Origin of the sequence: Paraburkholderia sp. BR10937 (genome assembly GCF_040965695.1) — a bacterium.
Lineage (GTDB): Bacteria > Pseudomonadota > Gammaproteobacteria > Burkholderiales > Burkholderiaceae > Paraburkholderia.
Genome location: NZ_JBFRCL010000021.1, coordinates 53,940 through 80,033, shown reverse-complemented (window position 1 = coordinate 80,033; position 26,094 = coordinate 53,940). Strand labels below are relative to the sequence as shown.

The window sequence follows — 26,094 nt, the reverse complement described above, 5'->3', positions numbered from 1 at the left end:
CGAGGCGTGACGCGGTAAGCGCGGCGTCGCGAACAGGCGTCGCGTATGAATCGGCCGGCGTGGCGCCCGAGGGCACTGCGCCGGATCGCGTTAGCTGCGGCTAAAGCCGAGCTCGTCGTAGAGACGGTCGACGCGCGTCTTCACGGCCGCGTCCATCTCGATTGCGCGGCCCCATTCGCGGTCCGTCTCGCCGGGCCACTTGTTGGTGGCGTCGAGCCCCATTTTCGAGCCGAGGCCGGCCACCGGCGAAGCGAAGTCGAGATAGTCGATCGGCGTGTTCTCGACGAGCACGGTGTCGCGCGCCGGATCGATACGCGTGGTGATCGCCCAGATCACCTCCTTCCAGTCGCGGATGTCCACGTCATCGTCGACCACGACAATGAACTTTGTATACATGAACTGGCGCAGGAAGCTCCACACCCCGAACATCACGCGTTTCGCGTGCCCGGGGTAGCTCTTCTTCATCTGCACGATCGCCATGCGATAGCTGCACCCCTCTGGCGGCAGATAGAAGTCGGTGATCTCGGCAAACTGCTTCTGCAAGAGCGGCACGAACACTTCGTTGAGCGCCACGCCTAGCACCGCGGGCTCGTCGGGCGGTTTGCCCGTGTATGTCGAATGGTAGATCGCATCGCGGCGCATGGTGATGCGCTCGACCGTGAAGACGGGGAACCACTCCTGTTCGTTGTAGTAGCCCGTGTGGTCGCCGTAGGGGCCTTCGAGCGCGTGTTCGTACGCGGCGCTCGCGCCCTTGGCGGGGCGGGGCGGCGCGCCAGCGGGGGCCGGGCCGGGCCCGCCCGCCTGCGGGTAGATGAAGCCCTCGAGCACGATCTCGGCGCGCGCGGGCACCTGCAGCGTGTCGACGCCGGGCGTCAGGCACTTCGCGAGCTCGGTGCGGGCGCCGCGCAACAGGCCCGCGAACTGGTATTCGGAGAGCGTGTCGGGCACCGGCGTGACGGCGCCGAGGATCGTCGCCGGGTCGGCGCCGAGCACGACCGCCACCGGGTAAGGCTTGCCGGGGTTCTTCAGCGCGAACTCGCGGAAGTCGAGCGCGCCGCCGCGATGCGCGAGCCAGCGCATGATGAGCTTGTTGCGGCCAATCAGCTGCTGGCGGTAGATGCCGAGATTCTGGCGCGTCTTGTTGGGACCGCGCGTGACGGTGAGGCCCCAGGTGACGAGCGGGCCGGCGTCGCCGGGCCAGCAGGTCTGGATCGGCAACTTCGCGAGATCGACGTCGTTGCCTTCCCAGACGATCTCCTGGCAGGGCGGCGCGCTCACGGTCTTCGGCGCCATGTCCCAGACGGCCTTGGCGAGCGTGAGGAGCTTGCCCGCGTCCTTCAGGCCGCGCGGCGGCTCGGGCTCCTTGAGCGCCGAGAGCAAACGCCCCACGTCGCGCAGCGACTCGAGCGCCGCGCCGTCACCGCCGCTTTCCGGCGCGTCGATGCCCATGCCGAGCGCGACGCGCCGGGGCGTGCCGAACAGATTGCCGAGCACCGGGAACGCGTGCGTCGAACGGTTCTCAAAGAGCAGGGCCGGGCCGCCGGCGCGCAGGACGCGGTCGCACAGCTCGGTCATTTCCAGCACCGGAGAGACAGCTTGCGGGACGCGGCGCAATTCGCCGAGCGTCTCCAGGCGACCAACGAAGTCGCGCAGGTCTTTGTATTTCATTGGGAACCAATCGTGGCCAACACGGGTGGCCGGCTTGGGGGCCGCATGGGGCGGCGGCACGGATTCCGCGGCCGCCGTATCAGATGTATCAGACGTATCAAGACGTATCAGACATCTGGCCGGGGAGACGCGGCGTAACGATTGTCGATTTTACCTGCGTTGGCTAGCGCACGCTGGGTGCCATTCTGCATAAGCGCCCGCAGACGCGCGTGCGACGCGGATTTCGCCGGATTGAACAGTGTTTATCATTACTATTGGTTATGTTTTTTGGATTCTATAGTATTGACGATCTATAAAACGCTGCTAGAATCCGTCCACATTGGTTGCAGGTTTTGAAAATTTTAGCCACCTTCCCGGTCCTTCAGACGCAACGCGTCGCCGTTTAGCCGCATCCCTGCACGGCTGTCCACGGTTTAGATTGGCTGTTCTCGTCAGCGCCTCTTCGCGCTGGCTTTTCGCGTGAGAACTCCGTGCGCGCACACTGCGTGCCTGGTCGTACAAAAGGAGTTCCACCCACGGCGACTTGCCGTTTTCCCGACGCCGCTGCCGCACCAGCCAGGGCGCGCGGTGTCTTGATCCTGCGATTGGCCGTCTGCTTCGCGCCGACCCTCCCGCTGGATCATGCAACATGGGAGATCTGTAGATGAATACCTGGTTATCGTGGTGGCGCGCCGACGAGCGTGTAGCGCTTGGCCTGCGTGCGCTGCTGCGTCGTGGCACGCGTCTTAGCCATCACCTGTTCAGCATTGTTGGCGGCTGTGCCGTTCTGTTCGCTGTTGCCGTCTGGCTCATGCCCACGCTGCGTGGCACGCTCGCCGCTCGCGTGATGCCGTTCGTCTCGGCGGCGGTCCAGGCCGGCCCGGCACGTCTGCTGCAAGGCAACCCACTGCCCTCGTTCGCGCCCCCCGGCGTGACGAACAACGACGACAACGCCGACGGCGCGATGCTGCCCACCGCGCTCGCGCCCGATGCCGGTGCTGCCGGCGTCACTGCCGCCGCCGGCGCCACGGGCATTTCGCCCGCAGGCTCCAACGGCACGGTTGCAAAGGTCGCGACCTCGGTGTCGAACGGCGGCATCGCCACGCTCGACGCCGTGACGCTCAACGGCCTCGATCCGCGTGCGCTGCCGACCAGCGTCGGCTCGCTGGCGCGCATGATTCCGCCCCGGCGCATCACGCCCGACGCACGCGACGACCGCGTGCTCGTTTCGGCGCGCGAGCAGGCGCTCGTCGCCACCTATCTGGCGCGCCGCTACCGGGTGGCGCAGGAGCCGGTCGGCGAACTCGTGAAAGCGGCGTTCGACACCGGCCGCGAAGTGGGGCTCGATCCGCTGCTGCTGCTCGCCGTGATGGCGATCGAGTCGGGCTTCAACCCCTACGCCGAAAGCGGCGTGGGCGCGCAGGGCCTCATGCAGGTCATGTCGAAGGTGCACTCGGACAAGTTCCAGTATTTCGGCGGCCAGCGCGCGGCGCTCGATCCGCTCGCGAACATCAAGGTCGGCGCCCTGGTGCTCAAGGATTGCATCGCGCGCGGCGGTTCGCTGCCGGGCGGACTGCGTCTCTACGTCGGTTCGAGCACACCGGACGACGGCGGCTACGGCGCCAAGGTGATGGCCGAGCGCGGGCGTCTGCGCGACGTCGCACGCGGCCGCAACGTGCCGATCAACGCGCCGCAGGCGCCCGTCACCACCACGGCCAGCACGTCTGCGCAGAAGGTGGCGAGCATCAACGGCGAGAAGCGCGTGCACGTGACGCTCGACAACGCCCACGCGATCGTCGAGAAGTCGTCGTCCGCGAGCAGTGGTTCCGCTCAGGACGACGCCAGCACGAGCACGACGGCCCAGAAGCACGCTTCGTCCGAACTGGGTGCCTGAGCATCTGGCTGAAAGACCGGACCAAACGAAAAAGGCACCCTCGGGTGCCTTTTTCCATTTCTCGACCACGAGCGCATTAGCGTCCGAAGAACGCATGCAGCCGCTCGACCGCCTCCTCCAGGCGCTCGTACGCCGTGGCATACGAGAGCCGCACGTACTGATGCGGCGCGGCGACGCCGAAATCCATGCCGGGCACCATCACTGTGCCCGCGTCGTGCAGCATCGCGCGGGTGAGCGCGTCGCTGTCGCCGGCGGCGGGGTGCGCGACGTTCGAGCAGTCGGCGTAGACGTAGAACGCGCCGTCGGGCACCACGGGTACCGTGAAGCCGAGCGACTCGAGCGCCGGCGCGATGAAGTCGCGACGGCGCTTGAATTCGAGCCGGCGGCCTTCGTAGAGCTTGAGCGTGTCCGGCTCGAAGCAGGCGAGCGCGGCATGCTGCGCGAGCGCCGACGCGCAGATGAACAGGTTCTGCGCGAGCTTTTCGAATGCGCCGACCAGCGAGGGCGGCACCACGAGCCAGCCCAGACGCCAGCCGGTCATGTTGAAGTACTTCGAGAAGCTGTTGACGGTCACCACGTCGTCGCCGAACGACAGCGCGGAGACGGGCGGCGTGTCGTACGACAGGCCTTGATAGATTTCGTCGACGATCGTGAAGCCGCCGCGCGCACGCACGCTTTGCACGATGCGCTTGAGTTCGTCGGGCTCGATCGAGGTGCCGGTGGGGTTCGACGGCGAGGCGAGCAGCACGCCGCGCGTGCGCGGCGACCACAGGCGCTCGACATCGGCGGCGGTCAGCTGGAAGCGCGCTTCCGGGCCGCTCGGCACGAGCACCGGCTTGCCTTCCGCGGCGGCCACGAAGTGGCGGTTGCACGGATAGCAGGGGTCGGGCATCAGCACTTCGTCGTCGCGGTCGACGAGCGCGGTGCAGGCGAGCAGGAGCGCCGCCGAGGCGCCGGCCGTCACGACGATGCGCGCGGGGTCGACCGTGAGGCCGTACGCGTGCTGGTAGTGCGCAGCGATCGCCTCGCGCAGCGCGTGGATGCCGAGCGCGCTCGTGTATTGGGTGACGCCGCGGCGCAGCGCGGCGGCGGCCGCCTCGACGACAGGCTCGGGCGCCGTGAAATCCGGCTCGCCGATACCCATGTGGATGATGTCGCGCCCAGCGCGTTCGAGCTTCGCGGCTTCCTTCGCCAGTTCCATGACGTAGAAAGGCTGGATCTCGTCGACGCGCGCGGCTAGCCGCAGCAGCGGTTCGGCAACGGTGTTCATGCGGGTCTTTCCAGTACTGACAGATCACGCGGCGCGCGGGGCCGGGCGCTCAGGCGCACCCGCTTGCCCCGGCGGCTCGCGTTCTTACGACTTGCGGGCGTTTTGCGCTTCGGTGGCGCGCAGTTGCGCCGCGAGCTTGTCGAGCACGCCGTTCACGTACTTGTAGCCGTCCGAGCCGCCGAAGGTCTTGGTGAGCTCGACCGCCTCGTTGATCACGACGCGGTAAGGAATGTCGACGTGATGCTTGAACTCGTAGGTCGCGACGAGCAGCACCGCGCGTTCGACGGGCGAAAGCTGCTCGATCGGGCGGTCGAGACACGGCGTGATGGCGGCGGACAGTTCGTCCGACTCGCGGATGACGCCGTGCAGGATCGCGTCCAGATGCTCGTGATCGGCCTTGTCGTAGCCCTGCGAACCGCGCAGCTGCGCGTCGATCTCGCCGGCGGGCACACCCGACAGCAGCCACTGATACAACCCCTGCGTGGCCAGTTCGCGGGAGCGGCGGCGCGCGCTCTTCATTGCTGTTCCTCTTCGTCTTCCTCGTCTTCTTCGTCGTCGTCGCCGCCGTCGAGCTGCTCCAGCGCGACCGTCAGGTTCGCCATTTCCACGGCGACACGCGCGGCGTCACGACCCTTCTCGGTCATGCGGGCCACGGCCTGCTCGTCGTTCTCGGTGGTGAGCACGGCGTTCGCGATCGGCACGTTGAAGTCGAGCGAGACGCGCGAGATGCCCGCGCCGCTCTCGTTCGAGACGAGCTCGAAGTGGTACGTTTCGCCGCGCACGACCGCGCCGAGCGCGATCAGGGCGTCGAACTGGCCGCTTTCGGCGAGCTTTTGCAGCGCCAGCGGGATTTCGAGTGCGCCCGGCACGGTGACGAGCAGCACGTCTTCGCCCGTCACGCCGAGGCGTTCGAGTTCTTCGATGCAGGCGTCGGCGAGGCCGTTGCAGACGGGTTCGTTAAAGCGCGACTGGACGATGCCGATGCGCAGTCCGTCGCCGTCGAGGTTCGGTTGGTATTGTCCGATTTCCATGTGGTGTCCGTAAGTTCGGTTGAGCGTGGTGACGCGTGAAAAGAGCGCGATGCGACTTCAGGCGCGCGACGAGGCAGGGTCAGCGGCTTCAGGCGGGCAGGGCGCTTGCGCGTCGCCGCCGGGCATCGGCACGAAGCCGGTGACCTCGAGACCGTAGCCCGACATGCTGCCGAGGCGGCGCGGCTTCGAGAGCACCTGCATGCGGCCCACGCCGAGTTCGCGCAGGATCTGCGCGCCGATGCCGTAGGTCTTGAAGTCCACGGGCCGGCGTGCGAGCGCCTCCGCGCGCTCTTTCTGGTCGAACGCCTTGAAGACGTCGATCAGGTGTTCCTTGGGTTCGCCGCAGTTGAGCATGACGATCACGCCGACGTCGCGCGAGGCGATCTCGCGCATGGCGGCGTCGAGCGTCCACGAGTGCGTGGACGAGCCCGTCTCGAGCAGATCGAGCACCGAGAGCGGCTCGTGCACGCGCACGGGCGTATCGACGCCGGGCTTCGGCGTGCCGCGCACGAGGGCGATGTGCGGCGTGCGCGTGGGCTGGTCGACATACATGACCGCGCGGAACGGGCCGTGTGCGGTTTGCATGGTGCGCTCGGCCACGCGCTCGACAATCGATTCGGTGCGGCTGCGGTAGTGGATCAGGTCCGCGATGGTGCCGACCTTCAGGCCGTGCTCCTGCGCGAACTCCATGAGGTCGGGCAGGCGCGCCATCGTGCCGTCGTCCTTGATGACCTCGCAGATCACCGAGGCCGGCGTGAGGCCGGCAAGCGCCGTGAAGTCGCAGCCCGCTTCGGTGTGGCCCGCGCGCACGAGCACGCCGCCTGGCTGCGCCATGATCGGGAACACGTGGCCGGGCTGCACGATGTGCTCGGCGCGCGCGTCGTGCGCGACGGCCGCCTGGATCGTGCGGGCGCGGTCGGCCGCGGAAATGCCGGTCGTGACGCCTTCGGCGGCCTCGATGCTGACCGTGAACGCCGTGCCGTACTGCGTGCCGTTGCGGTAGGTCATGAGCGGCAGGTTGAGCAGCTTGCAGCGCTCCTGGGTGAGCGTGAGGCAGATCAGCCCGCGGCCGTATTTCGCCATGAAGTTGATGGCTTCAGGCGTGACGAACTCCGCAGCGATGACGAGGTCGCCCTCGTTTTCCCGGTCTTCTTCGTCGACGAGGATGACCATCTTGCCGGCTTTGAGCTCGGCGATGATCTCAGGGGTGGAGGCGAGCGTCATGTTGGGATTCTGGCTGGAAAGGCCACATTTTACGCCACGCGGGCGGGCGCGTCGCCCAGAACGCTTTGCGTTAATAACGTGAGACGTTACTATTCGTTCCGATTCAGCACTAAAGAGAAAAGCCATGGCGCGTGAAGCATCGCTTGCCACACCGGGCGAGATCCTGCACGACGAGTGGCTCAAGCCCATGGCCATCAGCCAGTACGCGCTGGCCGACGTGCTCGCGCGCATCACGCCGCACGCGCGCGCGGCTCCCGCCTGAGCCGGCTTGCGGCGGGAGGGCGCGGGCGCGAACGGGCGAGGCGTCAGCGCAGGATCACGTCGTCGGCGAGTCCCTTCGTCAGTTCCAGCGCCTGGCGCTCGAACAGGCGCCGGTACAGGCCGTTTTCGCGGCGCACGAGCGCGTCGTGCGTGCCTTCCTCCGCCACGCGTCCGCGTTCGAGCACCAGTAGCCGGTCGAGCGCGCGCACGGTCGAGAGCCGGTGCGCGACGACCACGGTCGTGCGGCCCTCCATGAGCCGCTCCATGGCCTGCTGGATCAGCACTTCGCTTTCGCTGTCGAGGCTCGAGGTCGCTTCGTCGAAGATCAGGATCGGCGCATTCGCGAGGAACGCGCGCGCGATCGCCACGCGCTGGCGCTCGCCACCCGAGAGCTTCACGCCGCGCTCGCCCACCAGCGTGTCGTAGCCGTGCGGCAGCGCCGTGATGAAGTCGTGGGCGCTCGCGAGTTTCGCCGCGCGCTCGATTTCGGCGTGCGTGGCGCCGGGCCGGGCGTAAGCGATGTTTTCGGCAAGCGAGCGGTGGAACAGCACCGGCTCCTGCTGCACGATGGCGATCTGCGAGCGCAGCGACGCCTGCTGCACGCGCGCAATGTCCTGGCCGTCGATCGTGATGCGTCCGCCGGACACGTCGTAAAGGCGCTGGATCAGCTTGATCAGCGTGGTCTTGCCCGAGCCCGAATGGCCGACGAGGCCCACGCGCTCGCCCGGCGCGATACGCAGCGTGAGGTTCTCGTAGAGCGCCCTGCCATCCGCAAGATTGCCGTAGCGGAACGTCATGTTCTCGAAGCGGATGTCGCCCTGATCGATCACGATGGGCGGCGCATCGCGCTGGTCCTCGATGCCGAGCGGCGCCGCGTCGAGCGCGACGAGCTCTTCCATGTCGTTGACCGAGCGCTGCAGGTTGCGCACGTGCATGCCGACATCGCGCAGGTAACCCTTGAGCAGGAAGAACAGCGTGAGCGCGAACGTGATGTCGCCGACGCTTGCGAGACCGCGCGCCCAAAGCAGCAGCGCCGCGCCGAGGATGGCTGCCTGCATGCCCACGAGCAGAGCACCCTGCACGCCGCCGTTGAGCGTGCCGCGCTGCCACGTGCGCCGCGTGCGGCTGCTCCACTTCGTGACGACGCGCGCGAGCCGCGCTTCTTCGCGTGTTTCCGCGCCGAACGCCTTGACGACGGCGTTGCACGAAATGGCGTCGGCGAGCGCGCCGCCCATCTTCGTATCCCACTGGTTCGCGAGCCGGGCCGAGGGTGCGACGTAAAAGAGCGAGAGCGAGATCGTGATCGCCAGATACACGGCCGAGCCGAGGCCGACCACGAGGCCCATCACGTGCCACTGCACCGCGAGCAGGATGGTCGAGCCGACTAGCATGACGAGCGAGGGAAACAGGGCGACGAGCAGCGTGTCGTTGAGCAGGTCGAGCGCCCACATGCCGCGCGTGACCTTGCGCACCGTGGAGCCGGCGAAGCTGTTCGCGTGCCAGTCCGTCGAGAAGCGCTGCACGCGGTGAAAGGCTTGCGTGGCGATCTCGCTCATCATGCGCAGCGTCAGCGTGATGATGTTGCGGTACGCGGCCTGGCGCATGATCGTGCCGCCGAGCCCGAGCGCCGTGAGCGCCCAGAACGCGACGACCGCCGCATGCCAGGCGGCGGCGCTGCTGGCTGTGCCGCCGTGCGTGAGGGCGTCGACGAGCTGGCCCGCGTAGTGCGGCGTAAGCACGTCGGCGAGCGCGCCGAGCAGCGAGGCGAGCGCGACGGCCGTGACGCGCACCGGTTGGCGCGCCCAGTGCCGGAAGGTGAAGCCGAGGACCTTGCGGAAGGTTTGTCCGCCCGATTCGGGTTTGTTGTTTAGCTCTGTCATGGACAGCATGCTCCGGACGTGATGCCCGAAGACTCTCCTGAAGGAAGCGTGAAGCGTTAAGACGGAAAACGGGCTTCGCACGCCCGGGCATCGGTTGCCGGACGGCCTGACCTCGAATTCGCTGAATACGGCGCGGCGTCTGAAAACATGCCGCGCGGCACGCGCTATGGCTGCGCTGGAAGCGGGACGGTTGCGTGACGCGACGCAACGTGCAACATCACCCGGACCATCGGCTTGGCGGCGCTCGTGTCAATCGTTGCCAACTGTGCCTCCTGGTTCGATTCGGGTGATGGGAACGCGGCACGCCGTGCGGCGAGCGCGTAGGGAAAGGCTAGATTCTATCAGCGCCCCGGCGCGCGTGCTTGCGCGCGTCCGGGGCAGGCGTGGCGCCGGCCAGGCGGCTCTTAGTCCTGCGCGCCCGAATTGGCGGCCTTCTCGGCCGAAAGCATCCGCTCCACATAGCGCGCGATCAGATCGATCTCGAGATTCACCTTCGTGCCGGCCTGAAGATGCTTGAGCGTGGTGACTTCCACGGTGTGGGGGATCAGGTTGATCGAGAATTCGCAGCCGTCCGCGCGGTCGTCGACCGAGTTGACCGTGAGGCTCACGCCGTTCACGGTGATCGAGCCCTTGTAGGCGAGATAGCGGCCGATATCCGCCGGCGCGAGAATGCGCAGCTCGTGCGACTCGCCCACGGGCGCGAAGCGCGTGACGGTGCCGAGGCCGTCCACGTGACCCGAGACGATGTGGCCGCCCAGGCGGTCGTTCGCGCGCAGCGCCTTTTCGAGGTTCACTTCGCCCGTCGCCGCGAGGCCCACGGTGCGGTTCAGGCTTTCGCGCGACACGTCGACGTCGAAGCCCGTTGCCGACTTCTCGATGACTGTCATGCACGCGCCCTGGATCGCGATGCTGTCGCCGAGCTGCACGTCGTCGAGGCCCAGGCCGCCGGCGTTGACGGCGAGGCGCACGCCTGCGTCGGCGCCCGTGCCGAGCGGCTTGATCGATTCGATGCGGCCCACTGCCGCGACGATTCCGGTAAACATCGTGCTGTTCCTTGTGTTCAGTGCTTCAGTGAGGGTCAGGCGTCTTGTGTCGTGACGACGCGCGCAAGAATGCGCAGGTCGCTGCCGAGACGATCGACGGAATGAAAGGCGAGGCGCGTGCGCTCGTCGAGCGTTGCGGGCGCAGCGATGTCGATCATGCCGAGCGCATTCGTGCCGAGCAGCGACGGCGCCACGTACACGAGCAGTTCGTCCACGCAGCCTTCGCGCAGGAGCGAACCGTTGAGCTTGTAGCCCGCTTCCACGTGCAGTTCATTTACGCCGCGCGCGGCGAGCTCGGTGAGCATGGCCGGCAGATCGACCTTGCCCTGCCCGTTGCCGAGCGCGACGATTTCGGCGCCGCGCACGCGCAGCGCTTCGGCGCGTTCTTCGTTGCTCGCGTCGAGCGCCGCGCAGAACACGAGCGTGGGCGGACCCACGAAAATCTGCGCGAGCGGCGAGGCGTCGAGGCGGCTGTCGATCAGCACGCGTTTGGGCTGGCGCGGGGTGTCGACGGCGCGCACGGTCATGCGCGGGTCGTCTTCCTTCACCGTGCCGATACCCGTGAGGATGGCCGAGGCGCGCGCGCGCCAGGCGTGGCCGTCGGCACGCGCGGCTTCGCCCGTGATCCATTGACTTTCGCCCGAAGGCAGGCCCGTGCGGCCGTCGAGCGATGCGGCAACCTTCATGCGCACCCACGGACGCTTGCGCGTCATGCGCGAGACGAAGCCGATGTTCAGTTCGCGCGCCTCGCTGGCGAGCAGCCCGCAACGCACGTCGATACCCGCGTCGCGCAGGATAGAAAGCCCGCGCCCCGACACGAGCGGGTTCGGGTCTTCCATCGCCGCAATCACGCGCGCGACCTTCGCTTCGATCAGTGCGTTCGCGCAGGGCGGCGTGCGGCCGAAGTGGCTGCACGGCTCGAGCGTCACATAGGCGGTCGCGCCGCGCAGGTCGTGCCCGCGCGCGCGGGCGTCCTTCATCGCCTGGATTTCGGCGTGATCCTGGCCGGCCGGCTGCGTGAACCCCTCGCCGATCACCACGCCGTCCTTCACCAGCACGCAGCCGACGCGCGGGTTCGGGTCGGTCGTGTACAGGCCGCGCTGAGCGAGCGCGAGCGCACGCTCCATGTGGACGAAATCGGATTGCGAAAACATCGTCGGGCTTTCTCCCGGGCGGCGGTCAGGTGGAGGCCGGCGAGGCGCGCGCCGCGCCGGCGGTCGTTGGTGTGATGCCTTATTGCGTGACGTTTTCAGCCGCGGCTTCCGCTGCGAACGCGCTGCGCGCCGCAACGATCGTCTCGTCGAGGATCGCGTCGTCGTGGGCGCTCGAGACGAAACCGGCCTCGTAGGCCGAAGGCGCGAAGTAGACGCCCGCGTCCAGCATGCGGTGGAAGAAGCGGTTGAAGCGTGCGATATCGCTCTTCGTGACCTCGGCGAAGCTGCCCGGCACCTTGTCCGCGAAATAGAGGCCGAACATGCCGCCCACCGAATCCGCCACGAACGGCACGTTCGTTTCGCGTGCCGCGGCCGACAGCCCCTTCGCGAGACGTTCGGTCTTCGCGGTGAGCTGCTCGTAGAAGCCGGGCGCCTGGATGAGCTGCAGCGTCTTCAGGCCCGCCGCGACCGCGATCGGGTTGCCCGAGAGCGTGCCTGCCTGGTACACCGAGCCGTTGGGCGCGAGGTGATCCATGATCTCGCGACGGCCGCCGAACGCCGCCGCCGGCATGCCGCCGCCGATCACCTTGCCGAGGCACACCATATCCGCCTCGACGCCGTAGAGCGCCTGCGCGCCGCGCAGGCCGACGCGGAAACCGCACATCACTTCGTCGAAGATCAGCACGCTGCCGTGCTTCGCCGTGAGGCTGCGCAATGCGCCGATGAACTCGGGCGTGGCCTTCACGAGGTTCATGTTGCCCGCGACCGGTTCGACGATCACGGCGGCGATCTCGTCGCCGAACGCCTTGAACGCCTCTTCGAGCGCCGCGACGTTGTTGTATTCGAGCACCGTGGTGTGCTTCGCGATGTCCACCGGCACGCCTGCCGACGTCGGGTTGCCGAACGTGAGCAGGCCCGAGCCGGCCTTCACGAGCAGGCTGTCGGCGTGGCCGTGGTAGCAGCCTTCGAACTTCACGATGCGGTCGCGCTTCGTGAAGCCGCGCGCGAGACGCAGCGCGCTCATGGTCGCCTCGGTGCCGCTCGACACCATGCGCACCTGCTCCATCGACGGGACGATCTTGCAGATTTCCTCGGCGATCTCGATCTCGGCCTCGGTCGGCGCGCCAAACGAGAAGCCATTCGCGAGCACGCGCTGCACGGCTTCGAGCACTTCCGGATGCACGTGGCCGACGATCATCGGGCCCCACGAGCCGATGTAGTCGATATAGCGCTTGCCTTCGGCGTCCCAGAAGTACGGCCCTTGCGCGCGCTCGATGAAGCGCGGCGTGCCGCCGACCGAGCGGAACGCGCGCACGGGCGAATTCACGCCGCCCGGGATGGTGCGCTGGGCGCGTTCGAAGAGGGCTTCGTTGCGGTTCTGTGTGCTGGACTGGGTGTTGGACATGAGTGCTGGACCTGCGAAAGTGGTGTGGCGCGCGGCGCTGACGGACCGGCCGACGTACGGACCCATGCGGCGCCGCAAGGGCGCGGGCGATGGGGCTGTTCTCCCGAAATTGTACCGGAGTCGCGCGGATCGGGCCGGCGCCCCGGGGCGGCCCGGGGGGGCCGGCGCGCCCGGATTCGGCGCGCTTGCGGCCCCTTCCTGCCCGCTACTGCCCGCGTTTGCGGGCTGGCGGCGCGAGGCGCGGCGCCGTGTCGCGCAGATTGTCGTGCCATACCTGCATGGCTGCGACGGCCGGGGCCGGCATGGGCCGTCGCCCGGTCAGCTCCGCCCAGCGCTTTTCCAGCGCGCCTTCGGCCGCCGGCTTGATGACGGTGCCCGAACTCTGTGCGTCCCAGGTCTGGATCGAAAACGGGTGCACGCGCAACGCGTCGCGCGCGACGACCACTTCCTCGCCCGCGTCGACGAGCCAGTCGTAGACGAAGTCGACACATAGCCGGTAGCCGCGCTTATACGCGGCGTCGGGCACCTCGTAAGGCGCGCGCGTGACGTAGCCGGAACCGAACAGCCCGCGCGGCTCGGCGGCCACGCGGTGCAGGAACACCCGGTCGCCCGGCAGGATGCCGCGCGCGAAGCCGCATCCCCACGTGTCGGCGACGGCTTCCCCGGCGCGCACACGGCGCGCGAAGTCGGGCAGTTCAGGCCAGGGCCACTTCTTGGGGCTCCAGATGAGCAGGAAGGCGGTCATGTCGGCAACGCGGCAAATTGAAGTTGAGCGAAAGCGGGCAGCTTAGCGCAAAGCCGCGCCGCCGCCGCATGTGAGGCCGCGCATGGCGGGCAAGGGGCGTCAGGTACAATTCGGCGGCACCGCGTTGCTGTTTTTTGTCCGCTTTTGTCCGCTCCTGCAGCGACGGATGAATCGGCCCATGACATCGAGACCGCGCGAGCCGCGCGTGTTTCGCCGCTACACACACCCATGTCCCATTCCCCGCGCCGCCGGCCCGATGGCCGGCTGATCCTGTTGCTGGGCGCACTTGCCGCTTGTGGCCCGCTCGCCACCGACATGTATCTGCCGAGCCTGCCCGCCATCGCGCAGTCGTTCGGCGTGAGCGCCGCTGCCGCGGCCTCGACGCTCACGAGCTTCATGGCCGGCTTTTCGATCGGCATGCTGCTCTACGGCCCGGTTTCCGACGCCTATGGCCGCCGCCCCGTGCTGCTCGGCGGCATCGCGCTCTTCACGATTGCCAGCATTGCCTGCTGGCTCTCGTTCTCGGTGGGCGAACTCGTGGTCGTGCGCTTTCTGCAGGCGCTCGGCGCGGGCGCGGCCTCGGTGCTCTCGCGGGCCATCGCGCGCGACGCCCACGAGCCATCGGACGCCGCCAAAGTCCTCTCGATGGTCGCGATCGTCACGGCGATCGGGCCGCTGCTCGCCCCGCTGATCGGCGGGCAACTGCTGCTGATCGGCGGCTGGCGCGTGGTGTTCGTCGCGCTCACGCTGTTCGGCCTCGCGTGCGCCGTGGCGGCCTACCTGCGCGTACCGGAAACCTGGCCGCCGGAAAAGCGCGAAAGCGCGGCCGTGCTGCGCTCGTTCGCGGCTTACGGGCGCCTGCTGCGCGATCCGCTCGTCTGGGGGCACATGCTGTGCGGCGGCATGGCGTTCGCCGCGATGTTCACCTATATCTCGGCCACGCCGTTCGTCTATATCGAGTACTTCCACGTCTCGCCGCAGCACTACGGGTTCTTCTTCGGCGCGAACGTGTTCGGCATCATGCTCGGCAACTTCCTCAACACGCGCTTCATCGGGCGGCTCGGCACGCTGCGCATGGTGTCGATCGCTTCGGGTGTGAGCATCGTCGCGTCGCTCTTCGTCGCGCTCATGTGTGTGACGGGCTGGGGCGGCCTGTGGTCGATCGTATTCGGCCTGTTCTTCGTGGTGAGCGTGGTGGGTCTGCTCGGCGCGAACTGCGCGACCGATCTCATGTACCGCTATCCGAAGAACGCGGGTGCGGCGGCGGCCGTATTCGGCGCGACGCAGCTCGCGCTCGGCGCGCTCGCGAGCGCCGTGGTCGGCTGGTTCCCGGGCATCTCGCCGTTCGGCATGGGCGTGACGATCGGCGTGTGCGGCCTGCTGACGTGGGTGGGGCGCGCGCTCGTCGTGAAGTGGCACGGCACGCCGGCGCCGGACGCGGTGCGAACGGCAACGCCGTGAGCGATACATCGATAAGTCGATCCTTCGCACGAAATAAAAATGGGACGCCGAGGCGTCCCATTTTTTTCGTCGCTCGAATGAGTCGGCGAATCAGCGGACTTCAGTCGCGCGCCGTGGGCGACGCGCCGTGGCTCAGCCAGTCGAGCACGGCCGATGCATCGTCGTCGGCATGCTCGCGCGCCTTTTCGACGGCGTTGCCGAGGTCCGCATCGGGCGAAGCACGGCGAATCGCCACGCCCACCGCGAGGATGTCGATCATCAGCAGATGCAGGATGCGCGAGATCATCGAAAGCTGCGATTCGCGCATCTCGATGTGATCGGTTTCGAGCGCCACGGTCGCGCGCCTGGCGAGCGGCGTGTTGCTCGACGTGATCGCGATCACCTTCGCGCCCGCCTGCATGGCGACGTCGAGCACGCGCAGCAGTTCCGGCGCGCGGCCCGACTTCGACACGGCCACGATCACGTCGCCCTTGCCGAGCAGCGCGGCGGAAGCGGCCTGCATGTACAGGTCGCCATAGGCGATGGTCGGGATGCCGAAGCGGAAGAACTTGTAGTGCGCGTCCTGCGCGACGATGTGCGAGTTGCCGAGCCCATAGAACTCGATGCGGCGCGCGCCGTTGAGCAGCGTGATCGCATTCTCGACCTGCTCGAAGTTCAGGTGCTCGCGCAACTGCAGGATCGCCGAGACGGTGTTGTCGAGCACCTTCGCGCCGAAGTCGGTAGCGGTGTCGCCCAGATGCACCTGGCTGTGGCTCACCGGAATCGTGCCCGTGAGGCCCGTGGCGAGCTTGAGCTTGAAGTCCGAGAGCCCCTGGCAGCCGAGCGAGCGGCAGAAGCGGATGACCGTGGGCTGGCTCACGTCGGCCTTGCGCGCGATATCGACGATCGGATCGTTGATGATCGAGCGCGGATGGTTGAGCGCGAGGTCGGCCACGCGGCGTTCGGCGGGCGTGAGCGCGTCGCGCATCTGGCGAATGCGTTCGAACACGGCCGACGAGCCGCCGCCCGCGCGATTCGACAGCTGCTCCGCGAGAATCGCCGACACGCCGAGGAACGCCGGATACTCGGCCGTGATCACGTAGGTGGGCACGTTCGAGAGATAGGTGTCGAAACGGCCCTTCGCCTCGAAGCGCTGGCGGAACGACGAGCGCGTGAAGAGGTCGCCGAGCCGCGGCACCACGCCGCCGCCGATATAGATGCCGCCGAGCGAGCCGAGCGTCATCGCGATGTTGCCCGCGAAGCTGCCGAGAATGCCGCAGAAGCATTCGACGGTTTCCATCGCGAGCGCCTCGCCGTCATGCGCGCGCTGCACGACTTCGGCCGTGCCGAGCTCGGTGGGCAACTTCTTCTTGTCACGCGCGGCGAGTGCGCGATAGATCAGCTCGAGGCCGGGCCCCGCGCACACGCGCTCGAACGAGACATGCGGCCACTTCTTGCGCGCGAACTGCAGCACGATGTCTTCGCGCTCGTCCTGCGGCGAGAAGCTTGCGTGGCCGCCTTCGCTGCCGAGTGCGATCCAGCGGTCGTCGGCGGGAATCAGGCCCGAGACGCCGAGACCCGTGCCCGGCCCGAGCAGGCCGATCACGCTGTTCTGGCGGCGCTGGCCGCCGCCGACCTGGACGCGCTGCGAGTCGGTCAGGCCGGGCAGCGCCATGGCGAGCGCGGTGAAGTCGTTGACGACCAGCAGCGTGTCGAAGCCGAGCGAGCGACGCGTCGCTTCGATCGAGAAGGTCCAGTCGTGATTGGTCATGCGCACCTGGTCGCCGTCGACCGGATTCGCAATCGCGATGGCCGCATGATTCACGCGGCCGATCTTGTTGTCCTTCAGGTATTGCTGGATCACTTGCGCGACGCCGGGATACTGCGCGCACGGATACACGCGCACCTGGCCGATTTCGCCCGGACCCGTTTCCAGCGCGAAGCGCGCGTTGGTTCCGCCGATGTCGGCGAGCAGCCTCGGACCGTCGGCGTGCTGGCCTGCGCCAGGGGCATTTTTATTAGGCGCACCAGTAGACATCGAGTCTCACTCCCTTGTCGTTCGCCAGCTTCGAGATGGCGTTGTTTTGTTCGGCCGCGGCGGCCTGTTGCAGCACTTCGAGCTTGCGCTGCCCCGCGATCAGCAGGAACAGCCGGTCGACCTGGCGCAGCGCCTGCATCGACCACGAGACGCGCGCGTGGGGCGCTGCCTGCGGATGCACGGCCACGAACGGGCGCGCCGTGGTGATCGCTTCGTGCCATTCGGGGGCGTCGGCGAAAATCGAGGCCGTGTGGCCGTCCTCGCCCATGCCGAGCACGGCGACGTTCGGCAGCTTGCGGGCCGGGTCGGCGTTGAGCGCGGCGACGTGCGCGTCGAGATCCTGCGCCACGTCGACGAGCGGCAGGAAGTGCGCGTGCGCCGCTTCGTGCGTGAGCAGCGTCTCGCGCGCGAGGCGCGCGTTGCTCGCGGAGTCGGTGTCCGGCACCCAGCGGTCGTCGACGAGCGTGACGTCGATGTGCGCCCAGTCGAAACGGTGCGTCGAGAGGGCCTCGAGGAAGGGGCGCGGGCTCGTGCCGCCGGAGACGGCGAGCGTTGCACGCCGCGCGGCAGTACCGGGCGCCGCCTGCTGAGCGGCGAGCGACGCATGTAGCGCGTCGCCCACGGCTCGCGCCAGCGCGTCGGATTGGACGCGCGGGTCGTCGAATACGTGAAGCTCGATCACTTCTCCTCCATGCTGCTTTTTTGTAGGTCTACGGGGTAGTTCATCTGTCCGGTCCGGCGTCGCGCTCGGGGTGCGCGACGCCATGCAATCCCATCAATTCTCTTCTTCGAGCCAGCAGGTACCGTGCTGCGCGAGCATCGCGCTGGCGGCCGCCGGTCCCCATGTGCCGGCCGCATACGGCTTGGGCGCGCGGGGCGTCGCCGCCCACTCGTTGAGGATCGGCTCGACCCACGTCCACGCCGCTTCCTGCTCGTCGCGCCGCACGAACAGCGCGAGGCGCCCGTTGATCACGTCGAGCAGCAGGCGCTGGTAGGCCTCCATCTGGCCTTCGCGGAAGAACTGGTCGAACGCGAGATCCAGATGCACGCTCGCGAGATTCATGCCTTCGCCGGGCTGCTTCGCGAGGCAGTAGAGGCGGATGTTCTCGTTCGGCTGCAGGCGGATCACGAGGCGGTTCGCGCCGGGGCGCAGCGCCGGCGCGCCGAGCGCCGAATGCGGCACCGGACGGAAGTTCACGACGATCTCGGCCACGCGGTCGGCAAGACGCTTGCCGGTGCGCAGGAAGAAGGGCACGCCCGCCCAGCGCCAGTTCTCGATCTCCACCTTGAGCGCGACGAAAGTTTCCGTGTGGCTCTCTGGCTTCACGCCATGCTCGGTCGCGTAGCCCGGCACCGCCTGGCCGCGGATCACGCCCGCATGGTACTGACCGCGCACGGCGACCTTGCTGATGTCGAGCGGATTGATCGGCTTGAGCGCGCGCAGCACACGAAGCTTTTCGTCACGCACCGAATCCGAATCCATCGAATGCGGCGGCTCCATGGCAACGATCGAAAGCAGCTGCAACAGGTGATTTTGCACCATGTCGCGCAGCGCGCCAGTGTTGTCATAAAAGTCGCCGCGCGCTTCGACGCCCAGTTCTTCGGCAATCGTGATCTGGATGCTCTCGACCCATTCGCGGCGCCACAGCGGCTCGAACAGCGCGTTGCCGAATCGCAGCGCGAGCAGGTTCTGCACCGGCTCCTTGCCGAGATAGTGGTCGATCCGGTAGATCTGGCCTTCGGCGAAGATCTCGCCCACGGCGTCGTTGATCGCGTTGGACGACTTGAGGTCATAGCCGAGCGGCTTTTCCAGCACGATGCGCGAGTGTTCGTTCAGACCCACGGCGGCAAGCGCGCGGCAGATCGGCACGAACAGCGACGGGCCCGTCGCCAGATAGAACACACGAATACCGGGCAGCGACGCGATGGCGTCGCGCAAGTGAGTAAAGTCTTCGGCGCGCGAGAGGTCGAGCTTCACATAGACGATGCGCTCGAGGAAGCTGGCCCACGCGTTGTCGTCGTAGCCGCCGTTCTTCTTCACATGCGGCTTGACGTGCTCGTCGACCCATTCGATGTACGCTGCGCGATCCTCTTCGTGGCGCGCGACGCCCACGATCTTGCCAGACTCCGCGAGCATGCCTGAACGGTGCGCTTCATACAGGGCGGGGAGGATCTTGCGCATCGACAGGTCGCCGGTGGCGCCGAAGAGCACGAACGTGAAACCTGAATCGATCTGGGTTTGCATGAGTCTCAGTCAGAGTCCTGGGGGGCCGCTGCAGGGTACAACGGGTGCCCGTCTGTGTGGGCGATCGGGCGGCCGTAGTCCGATAAAATTTTTTTTGACACTGAATTGTAGTTTAACTACAATCCAAATCAAGAGGTAACGTTCATTCGATGAAAAAAGCGTGGAACGCAGCCAGCAAGGCGCTTTGCGCGGTTTCGCGAGCGGACGGAATGCCCCCTCATGTTAACGGAGAACCACGCGGGACTCAGCCCGGCTTGCCAGTGAGCCGTGCGCCCGGTTCCCCGCCGTGCGGAGGCTTCAAGGCCGCGTGACGCAAGCGGCGCCTCGGCCGGCCGGGTGGCCGGCGAAAATCAAAAGAGGAGACAGTCAAGTTGCATTCCGAACCACTCATCTCTTGAGCGTCCTGCGGCCGGTAACCGGCACGCGGCCCGCGCGCATCTAATGAAAAGCACGCGCGCGCGGCACTCCGGCGCCCGTCCGTCCAGTGTTTTGCCTGTTTTGCCTGTTTGACCAACCACCGCACCCTGGCGATCAGGGGCCAATCGTTTTTTGTTCAGGTGTCTGGAGGAGATAAGCAATGAAATTCCGCGCGATCATGGGCGCCCTGTGCGCAGCAGGTCTGTTGGGTGGCGTCGCCACGGCGCAAGCGGCCGAGTCCCTCGAAGTGCTGCACTGGTGGACTTCGGGCGGCGAGTCGAAGGCCGTCGGCGTGCTCAAGGACGACATGACGAAGCAGGGCTATGTGTGGAAGGACTTCGCGGTCGCCGGTGGCGCGGGCGCGGCGGCCATGACCGCACTGAAGACCCAGGTGATCTCGGGCAACGCACCGACGGCCGCCCAGATCAAGGGTCCGCTGATCCAGGAATGGGCTGACCAGGGCGTGCTGGTGAACGTCGACTCCGTCGCCGGCGACTGGAAGGCCAATCTGCCGCCGCAGATCGACAAGATCATGCACGCCGAGGGCCACTACGTGGCAGCGCCGTTCTCGGTGCACCGCGTGAACTGGGTGTGGATCAACAAGGCAGCGCTCGACAAGGTGGGCGGCAAGGCGCCGACCACGTGGCCGGAATTCTTCGCGCTGGCCGACAAGATGAAGGCTGCAGGCATCCAGCCGGTCGCCGCTGGCGGCCAGCCGTGGCAGGACCTGACGCTGTGGGAAGACGTGGTCCTCTCGCAGGGCGCGGACTTCTACAAGAAGGCACTCGTCGACCTCGACCAGAAGACCCTCACGTCGCAGCAGATGGTCGGCGTGTTCGACACGGTCCGCAAGATCGAGTCGTACATGGATAACGGCCGCACGGGCCGCGACTGGAACCTTGCAACGGCCATGGTCATCAACGGCAAGGCCGGCATGCAGTTCATGGGCGACTGGGCCAAGGGCGAGTTCGCGAACGCGAACAAGCAGCCGGATACGGACTACGTTTGCGCAGCGGTGCCGGGCACGGCAAAGGCCTACACTTTTAACGTTGACTCGTTCGTGTTCTTCCAGCAGAAGGGCCAGAAGGAAGCAACGCCTGGCCAGCTTGCGCTCGCGAAGACGATCATGAGCCCGGGCTTCCAGGAGCAGTTCAGCCTGTACAAGGGTTCGATTCCGGTCCGTCTCGGCGTGGACATGAGCAAGTTCGACGCATGCGCGAAGAAGTCGTACGCGGATGAGCAGATCGCGATCAAAGCCGGCGGCTATGTGCCGTCGCTCGCTCACGGCATGGCTCAGCCGGACGCAACGGCCGGTGCGATCACCGACGTCGTGACGAAGTTCATGAACTCGACCCAGGATTCGAAGAGCGCGGTGGAAGCGCTCGCGAAGGCTGCGAAGACGAAGTGAGCGTAGCAGGTTAGTGCTGTAAGACGGGGGGCGCCATCCGTGGCGCGCCCCGGGCATGACGGTTCACCCTCTGAACCCCATCATCGTGCGAAAGCGGTTTTCGCACCGTACCAGGAGTTGCGCAGTGACTGCTTCTCTTAGCGGCAACGGCAAGGCGGCCACGCCTGCCACCCGCCGCGCGTCGCCCATGGCGGCGCTCGCAGACCGCTGGATCCCGAAGCTGGTGCTTTCGCCCAGCATTGTGATCAGCCTCGTATTCGTCTACGGCTTCATTCTCATTACCGGCTATCTGTCGCTCTCGACCTCGCGTCTGATGCCGCGCTATGAATTCGCGGGTCTCGACCGCTATCGCGAGCTGTTCTCCAACGACGTCTGGTGGACGTCGGCGCAGAACCTCGGATGGTTCGGCATTCCGTTCATCGCGATCTGCGTCGCGCTCGGGCTGTTCCTCGCGATCCTGCTCGACCAGCAGATTCGTCAGGAAGGCGCGCTGCGCGCGGTGTTCCTTTATCCGATGGCGCTCTCGTACATCGTGACGGGCACGGCATGGCAGTGGATCTTCAATCCGGACCTCGGCATTCAGCAGGTGATGCACAGCATCGGCTGGACGAGCTTCCACATCGACTGGCTCAACGACCCGGACAAGGCCATTTTCTGTATCGTGGTCGCCGCGGTGTGGCAGTCCACGGGCTTTTGCATGGCGCTGTTCCTCGCCGGCCTGCGCGGTGTCGACAGCGAGATCTTCAAGGCGGCCCAGGTGGACGGCGCGACGCTGCCCACGATCTATCGCAAGATCGTGATTCCGAGCATGCGTCCGGTGTTCTTCTCCGTGCTGCTGATCCTGTGCCACATCACGATCAAGACGTTCGACCTCGTCGTCGCCTTGACGGCCGGTGGTCCGGGCACGTCGTCGTCGCTGCCGGCCATCTTCATGTACACGTTTTCGTTCAACCGCGGGCAGCTCGGCGTCGGCGCAGCTTCGTCGATGATGATGCTCGCCACCGTCGTGGCCGTGCTCGTGCCGCTCATGTATCTGGAATCGAGGAGCACGCGCAATGCAGCCTAAGATGAACGTGAGCCGCGTGGTCATCTATGCGGCGCTGATCCTGTTCGCGTTGTACTTCCTGTTCCCGCTCTACGTGATGCTGTCGACGTCGTTCAAGTCGCTCGACCAGATTCACACGGGCACCATGCTCTCGCTGCCCACGAGCCCGACCTTCGCGCCGTGGATCAAGGCGTGGAGCGAAGCCTGTACCGGCGTGCGCTGTGACGGCATGCAGCCGTTCTTCATGAACTCGGTGAAGATGGTGATTCCGGCCGTGCTGATCTCGTCGATCATCGGCGCGTTCAACGGTTACGTGCTCACGCACTGGCGCTTTCGCGGCGCGGACGCGCTCTTCACGATGCTGCTGGTGGGCTGCTTCATCCCGTTCCAGGCCATCCTGCTGCCGATGGCGCGTCTCGAAGGCTTCCTCGGCCTGTCGAACACGATCGGCGGTCTGGTGCTGGTGCACGTCGTGTACGGCATTGCGTTCACCACGATGTTCTTCCGCAACTTCTACGTGAGCGTGCCCGCTGAACTCGTGAAGGCCGCGCGCATCGACGGCGCCGGTTTCTTCATGATCTTCACGCGCATCATGCTGCCGATCTCGCTGCCCATCTTCATGGTGTGCCTGATCTGGCAATTCACGCAGATCTGGAATGACTTCCTGTTCGGTATCGTGTTCTCGGGCGTCGATTCGATGCCGATCACGGTGGCGCTGAACAATCTCGTGAACACGTCCACGGGCGTGAAGGAATACAACGTCGACATGGCCGGCGCGATCATCGCCGCGCTGCCCACGCTGCTCGTCTACGTGATCGCCGGCCGCTACTTCGTGCGCGGTCTCACGGCGGGCGCGGTGAAGGGTTAAACCCGCATTCGATTAAAAGGATTCATAGCATCATGGCAAGCCTTTCCATTCGCGACGTCTACAAGACCTACCCGAACGGGGTTCCCGTCCTCAAGGGCGTGAACATCGACATCGAAGACGGCCAGTTCCTGATTCTGGTCGGCGGTTCGGGTTGCGGTAAGTCGACGCTGCTCAACATGATCGCGGGTCTAGAAACCGTGACCAAGGGCGAGATCCAGATCGACGGCAAGACGGTGAACAACCTCTCCCCGAAGGATCGCGACATCGCAATGGTGTTCCAGTCGTACGCGCTCTATCCGTCGATGACGGTGCGCGAGAACATCTCGTTCGGCCTGAACATCCGCAAGGTGCCGAAGAACCAGCAGACGGAGATCGTCGGCCGCGTGTCGAAGCTGCTGCAGATCGAGCACCTGCTCGACCGCAAGCCGGGCCAGCTGTCGGGCGGCCAGCGCCAGCGCGTGGCCATGGGCCGTGCGCTCGCGCGCGATCCGGTCATGTTCCTGTTCGACGAGCCGCTCTCGAACCTCGACGCGAAGCTGCGTATCGAGATGCGCTCGGAAATCAAGCTGCTGCATCAGCGCGTAGGCACGACCATCGTCTACGTGACGCACGACCAGATCGAAGCGATGACGCTCGGCGACCGCATCGCGGTCATGAAGGACGGCATCGTGCAGCAATTCGGCGCACCGCAGGAGATCTACGATTCGCCGTCGAACCTGTTCGTGGCGGGCTTCATCGGCGCGCCGCCGATGAACTTCATCAACGGCAAGCTGGTGGAGCAGGGCTCGGGTATCGGCATCGAGCTCGACACCGGTGTGGCGCGCAGCGTGCTGAACCTGCCGTTCGAAGCGAACAAGCTGCGCGGCCAGATCGGCCAGGAAGTGGTGCTGGGCCTGCGCCCGGAGCGCATCACCGACGCGCGCAGCTCGCACGACGGTCACGGCCACGAACTGCAGCGCCACTCGGTGAAGGTCGACGTGATCGAGCCGACCGGTCCGGACACGCTCGTGTTCGCGCAGGTCAACGGCAAGCGCATCGTGAGCCGCGTGCACCCGGGTGCGAACCCGCAGCCGCTCAACAACATGGAACTGCTGTTCGACGTTTCGAAGGCCGTGCTGTTCGACCCGAAGACGGAAGAGCGCCTCGCCTGATCGCCGTGCGCCGGTTTGCCCGGCGCAATAAAAAACCCCGTTCGCTGCGCAGGCAGCAACGGGGTTTTTTCATATCGACGCGCCGATGACGGGTTCGGTCAGGGCGCGTGTGAATGATGCTGTCCGTGCCCGACCGGGTGCGGCTGCAACAGCACGAGCACGGCGCCCGCGCCGCCGTCGTGCGGCCGCGCCTGGCAGAACGCGATGACTTCTTCCTTCTGCACGAGCCACGCGCGCACCTTGCCCTTGAGCACCGGCTCCTTGCCGACGGACCCCAGGCCCTTGCCGTGGATCACGCGCACGCAGCGCAGCCCGCGCTTGCCCGCTTCACGGATGAAGTTCTGCAGCGCCTCGCGCGCTTCCTCGCGGCGCATGCCGTGCAGGTCGAGTTGCGCCTGCACGATCCACGTGCCGCGCCGCAGCTTCTTGACGACCTCCTCGCTCACGCCGGGGCGGTGGTAGTAGAGCGAGTCGTCGGTGTCGAGAAACGCTTCCGGGTCGAATTCGTCGGAGATCGCTTCGTGCAGCACGGCCTGCTCGTCGAGCCGCGTTTGCAGTGGCAGCGGCACCGGTGCTGCGCGGCGCGGATGCGCACGCACAGGCTGCTTGAGCGGCGCGACCTGGCCGATCTCGCGGCGAAACAGGTCGCTGTCCGCAGCGGCTTCGACACGCGCCGCCTGCGCGGCCACGCGTTCGCGCTCGCGCTGGCGGGTTTGCACCTTGAGCGCGTCGCGCAGGCTGCCGAGGCCGGCGAAGCCGGAAGCCGTCTTGCCAGGCGTGGCTTCGTCCGCCGCGGGAGCAGGCGCGGGCGCCGGATCAGGGCGAGCCGGGGCGGGGCGCCTCGGTTCGCCCGGGTGGGGCACGTTCTTGGGCATGGCGAAAGACGCTGGGTGAAGCTCGCTCGCCCGGCTTAGCGGTCGGCTTCGGCGCTCATCACGTGCGCCTGGCCCAGCTCGTTGACGGTCTCGAGGTAGCGCTGCGCGTCGAGTGCGGCCATACAGCCCGTACCCGCGCTCGTGATCGCCTGGCGATAGACGTGATCCTGCACGTCGCCGGCCGCGAACACGCCCGGCACGCTCGTGCCGGTAGCATTGCCGTTCAGGCCGCCGTTCGTGATGATGTAGCCGTTCTTCATCTCGAGCTGGCCTTCGAAGATGTCCGTGTTCGGCTTGTGGCCGATCGCGACGAACAGACCCTGCAGGTCGAGCTCGGTGGTCTCGCCCGTCTTCACGTTCTTGATGCGCAGGCCGTTCACGCCGCCTTCGTTGCCCTTCACTTCGTCGAGCACGTGATCCCACTTGATCTCGACCACGCCTTCCTTTTCCTTTTCCAGCAGGCGGTCGATCAGGATCGGCTCGGCGCGGAACTTGTCGCGGCGGTGAATGACCGTGACCTTCTTCGCGATGCCCGAGAGGTAGAGCGCCTCTTCGACGGCCGTGTTGCCGCCGCCGATCACGGCGACGTGCTGGTTGCGGTAGAAGAAGCCGTCGCAGGTCGCGCAGGCCGAGACGCCGCGGCCCATGTACAGCTCTTCGCTCGGCAGGCCGAGGTATTGCGCCGACGCTCCGGTCGCGATGATGAGCGAGTCGCAGGTGTACTCGGCCGAGTCGCCGATCAGGCGGATGGGCTTTTCGTTCAGCTTCGCCGTATGGATGTGATCGAACACGATTTCCGTGTTGAAGCGCTCGGCGTGCTCGAGGAAACGCTGCATCAGCTCGGGGCCTTGCACGCCGTTCGGGTCTGCCGGCCAGTTTTCGACGTCGGTCGTCGTCATGAGCTGGCCACCCTGGGCGAGACCCGTGACGAGCAGCGGCGAAAGGTTCGCGCGCGCCGCGTAGACGGCGGCCGTGTAGCCGGCGGGGCCGGAACCGAGAATCAGGACTTTGGCGTGTTTGGTTGCAGACATGATCGAATTCCGTAGAAAGACG

General features: G+C 66.7%; 22 protein-coding genes. 7 read left to right on the top strand and 15 right to left on the bottom strand.

Annotation, left to right across the window (positions count from 1 at the left end):
* Window positions 1–90: 90 nt before the first annotated feature.
* Window positions 91–1,668 (bottom strand): UbiD family decarboxylase, encoded by a 1,578-nt coding sequence (locus tag AB4Y44_RS18820; RefSeq protein WP_368700505.1) that lies wholly within the window; start codon window positions 1,666–1,668, stop codon window positions 91–93.
* 643 nt (window positions 1,669–2,311) lie between these two features.
* Between AB4Y44_RS18820 and AB4Y44_RS18815 the strand changes: the two genes are divergently transcribed.
* Window positions 2,312–3,541, top strand: a complete 1,230-nt coding sequence (locus tag AB4Y44_RS18815; protein ID WP_342924069.1) for a lytic transglycosylase domain-containing protein — start codon at window positions 2,312–2,314, stop codon at window positions 3,539–3,541.
* A 76-nt stretch (window positions 3,542–3,617) separates the two neighbouring features.
* Here the strand turns inward: AB4Y44_RS18815 and AB4Y44_RS18810 are convergent, their stop codons facing one another.
* The 4 genes from AB4Y44_RS18810 to ribBA form a co-directional block, all read right to left on the bottom strand.
* Window positions 3,618–4,811 (bottom strand): pyridoxal phosphate-dependent aminotransferase, encoded by a 1,194-nt coding sequence (locus AB4Y44_RS18810; protein ID WP_368700504.1) that lies wholly within the window; start codon window positions 4,809–4,811, stop codon window positions 3,618–3,620.
* 84 nt (window positions 4,812–4,895) lie between these two features.
* Window positions 4,896–5,330 (bottom strand): transcription antitermination factor NusB, encoded by a 435-nt coding sequence (nusB, locus tag AB4Y44_RS18805; protein WP_042260852.1) that lies wholly within the window; start codon window positions 5,328–5,330, stop codon window positions 4,896–4,898.
* A complete protein-coding gene (gene ribH / locus AB4Y44_RS18800) occupies window positions 5,327–5,842 on the bottom strand; it encodes a 6,7-dimethyl-8-ribityllumazine synthase (RefSeq protein ID WP_028211567.1) in 516 nt (171 codons plus the stop codon). The genes nusB and ribH overlap by 4 nt, the downstream gene beginning before the upstream one ends.
* Window positions 5,843–5,899: 57 nt before the next feature.
* On the bottom strand, window positions 5,900–7,066 hold the full coding sequence (gene ribBA / locus AB4Y44_RS18795) for a bifunctional 3,4-dihydroxy-2-butanone-4-phosphate synthase/GTP cyclohydrolase II (RefSeq protein WP_342924071.1): 1,167 nt from the start codon (window positions 7,064–7,066) through the stop codon (window positions 5,900–5,902).
* A 124-nt stretch (window positions 7,067–7,190) separates the two neighbouring features.
* Between ribBA and AB4Y44_RS18790 the strand changes: the two genes are divergently transcribed.
* Window positions 7,191–7,328 (top strand): hypothetical protein, encoded by a 138-nt coding sequence (locus AB4Y44_RS18790; RefSeq protein WP_342924072.1) that lies wholly within the window; start codon window positions 7,191–7,193, stop codon window positions 7,326–7,328.
* Between the two features lie 43 nt (window positions 7,329–7,371).
* Here the strand turns inward: AB4Y44_RS18790 and AB4Y44_RS18785 are convergent, their stop codons facing one another.
* The 5 genes from AB4Y44_RS18785 to AB4Y44_RS18765 all read right to left on the bottom strand — a co-directional run bounded on the left by AB4Y44_RS18785 (window position 7,372) and on the right by AB4Y44_RS18765 (window position 13,554).
* A complete protein-coding gene (locus AB4Y44_RS18785; RefSeq protein ID WP_368700503.1) occupies window positions 7,372–9,207 on the bottom strand; it encodes an ABC transporter ATP-binding protein in 1,836 nt (611 codons plus the stop codon).
* A 404-nt stretch (window positions 9,208–9,611) separates the two neighbouring features.
* Window positions 9,612–10,250: a riboflavin synthase gene (locus AB4Y44_RS18780; RefSeq protein WP_342924074.1), complete on the bottom strand. Its 639-nt coding sequence runs from the start codon at window positions 10,248–10,250 to the stop codon at window positions 9,612–9,614.
* Window positions 10,251–10,285: 35 nt separating this feature from the next.
* On the bottom strand, window positions 10,286–11,404 hold the full coding sequence (ribD, locus tag AB4Y44_RS18775) for a bifunctional diaminohydroxyphosphoribosylaminopyrimidine deaminase/5-amino-6-(5-phosphoribosylamino)uracil reductase RibD (protein WP_368700502.1): 1,119 nt from the start codon (window positions 11,402–11,404) through the stop codon (window positions 10,286–10,288).
* Window positions 11,405–11,483: 79 nt separating this feature from the next.
* A complete protein-coding gene (gene hemL / locus AB4Y44_RS18770) occupies window positions 11,484–12,809 on the bottom strand; it encodes a glutamate-1-semialdehyde 2,1-aminomutase (RefSeq protein ID WP_368700501.1) in 1,326 nt (441 codons plus the stop codon).
* A gap of 205 nt (window positions 12,810–13,014) precedes the next feature.
* Complete coding sequence (locus tag AB4Y44_RS18765) at window positions 13,015–13,554, bottom strand: hypothetical protein (protein ID WP_368700500.1); 540 nt, start codon at window positions 13,552–13,554, stop codon at window positions 13,015–13,017.
* A 228-nt stretch (window positions 13,555–13,782) separates the two neighbouring features.
* Between AB4Y44_RS18765 and AB4Y44_RS18760 the strand changes: the two genes are divergently transcribed.
* A complete protein-coding gene (locus AB4Y44_RS18760; RefSeq protein ID WP_368700499.1) occupies window positions 13,783–15,015 on the top strand; it encodes a Bcr/CflA family multidrug efflux MFS transporter in 1,233 nt (410 codons plus the stop codon).
* A 100-nt stretch (window positions 15,016–15,115) separates the two neighbouring features.
* Here the strand turns inward: AB4Y44_RS18760 and AB4Y44_RS18755 are convergent, their stop codons facing one another.
* The 3 genes from AB4Y44_RS18755 to zwf all read right to left on the bottom strand — a co-directional run bounded on the left by AB4Y44_RS18755 (window position 15,116) and on the right by zwf (window position 19,277).
* Window positions 15,116–17,032, bottom strand: a complete 1,917-nt coding sequence (locus AB4Y44_RS18755; RefSeq protein WP_368700498.1) for a bifunctional transcriptional regulator/glucokinase — start codon at window positions 17,030–17,032, stop codon at window positions 15,116–15,118.
* Window positions 17,013–17,714 (bottom strand): 6-phosphogluconolactonase, encoded by a 702-nt coding sequence (pgl, locus tag AB4Y44_RS18750; RefSeq protein WP_342924080.1) that lies wholly within the window; start codon window positions 17,712–17,714, stop codon window positions 17,013–17,015. Before pgl ends, AB4Y44_RS18755 begins: the two co-directional genes overlap by 20 nt.
* A gap of 93 nt (window positions 17,715–17,807) precedes the next feature.
* A complete protein-coding gene (gene zwf / locus AB4Y44_RS18745; protein WP_368700497.1) occupies window positions 17,808–19,277 on the bottom strand; it encodes a glucose-6-phosphate dehydrogenase in 1,470 nt (489 codons plus the stop codon).
* A 577-nt stretch (window positions 19,278–19,854) separates the two neighbouring features.
* Between zwf and AB4Y44_RS18740 the strand changes: the two genes are divergently transcribed.
* The 4 genes from AB4Y44_RS18740 (at window position 19,855) to AB4Y44_RS18725 (ending at window position 24,166) form a co-directional block, all read left to right on the top strand.
* Window positions 19,855–21,102 (top strand): ABC transporter substrate-binding protein, encoded by a 1,248-nt coding sequence (locus AB4Y44_RS18740; RefSeq protein ID WP_342924082.1) that lies wholly within the window; start codon window positions 19,855–19,857, stop codon window positions 21,100–21,102.
* Between the two features lie 124 nt (window positions 21,103–21,226).
* Window positions 21,227–22,168 (top strand): sugar ABC transporter permease, encoded by a 942-nt coding sequence (locus tag AB4Y44_RS18735; RefSeq protein ID WP_342924083.1) that lies wholly within the window; start codon window positions 21,227–21,229, stop codon window positions 22,166–22,168.
* The gene (locus tag AB4Y44_RS18730; protein WP_176732845.1) at window positions 22,158–23,015 is read left to right on the top strand and encodes a carbohydrate ABC transporter permease; all 858 of its coding nucleotides are present in this window, start codon (window positions 22,158–22,160) and stop codon (window positions 23,013–23,015) included. The genes AB4Y44_RS18735 and AB4Y44_RS18730 overlap by 11 nt, the downstream gene beginning before the upstream one ends.
* A gap of 32 nt (window positions 23,016–23,047) precedes the next feature.
* Window positions 23,048–24,166, top strand: coding sequence for a sn-glycerol-3-phosphate ABC transporter ATP-binding protein UgpC (locus AB4Y44_RS18725; RefSeq protein WP_342924085.1), 1,119 nt, complete (start codon window positions 23,048–23,050; stop codon window positions 24,164–24,166).
* Window positions 24,167–24,264: 98 nt separating this feature from the next.
* Here the strand turns inward: AB4Y44_RS18725 and AB4Y44_RS18720 are convergent, their stop codons facing one another.
* Entirely contained in the window at window positions 24,265–25,041 is a 777-nt protein-coding gene (locus AB4Y44_RS18720; protein ID WP_342924086.1) for a Smr/MutS family protein, read from the bottom strand.
* A gap of 35 nt (window positions 25,042–25,076) precedes the next feature.
* Window positions 25,077–26,072: a thioredoxin-disulfide reductase gene (gene trxB, locus AB4Y44_RS18715; RefSeq protein WP_342924087.1), complete on the bottom strand. Its 996-nt coding sequence runs from the start codon at window positions 26,070–26,072 to the stop codon at window positions 25,077–25,079.
* Window positions 26,073–26,094: the final 22 nt, after the last annotated feature.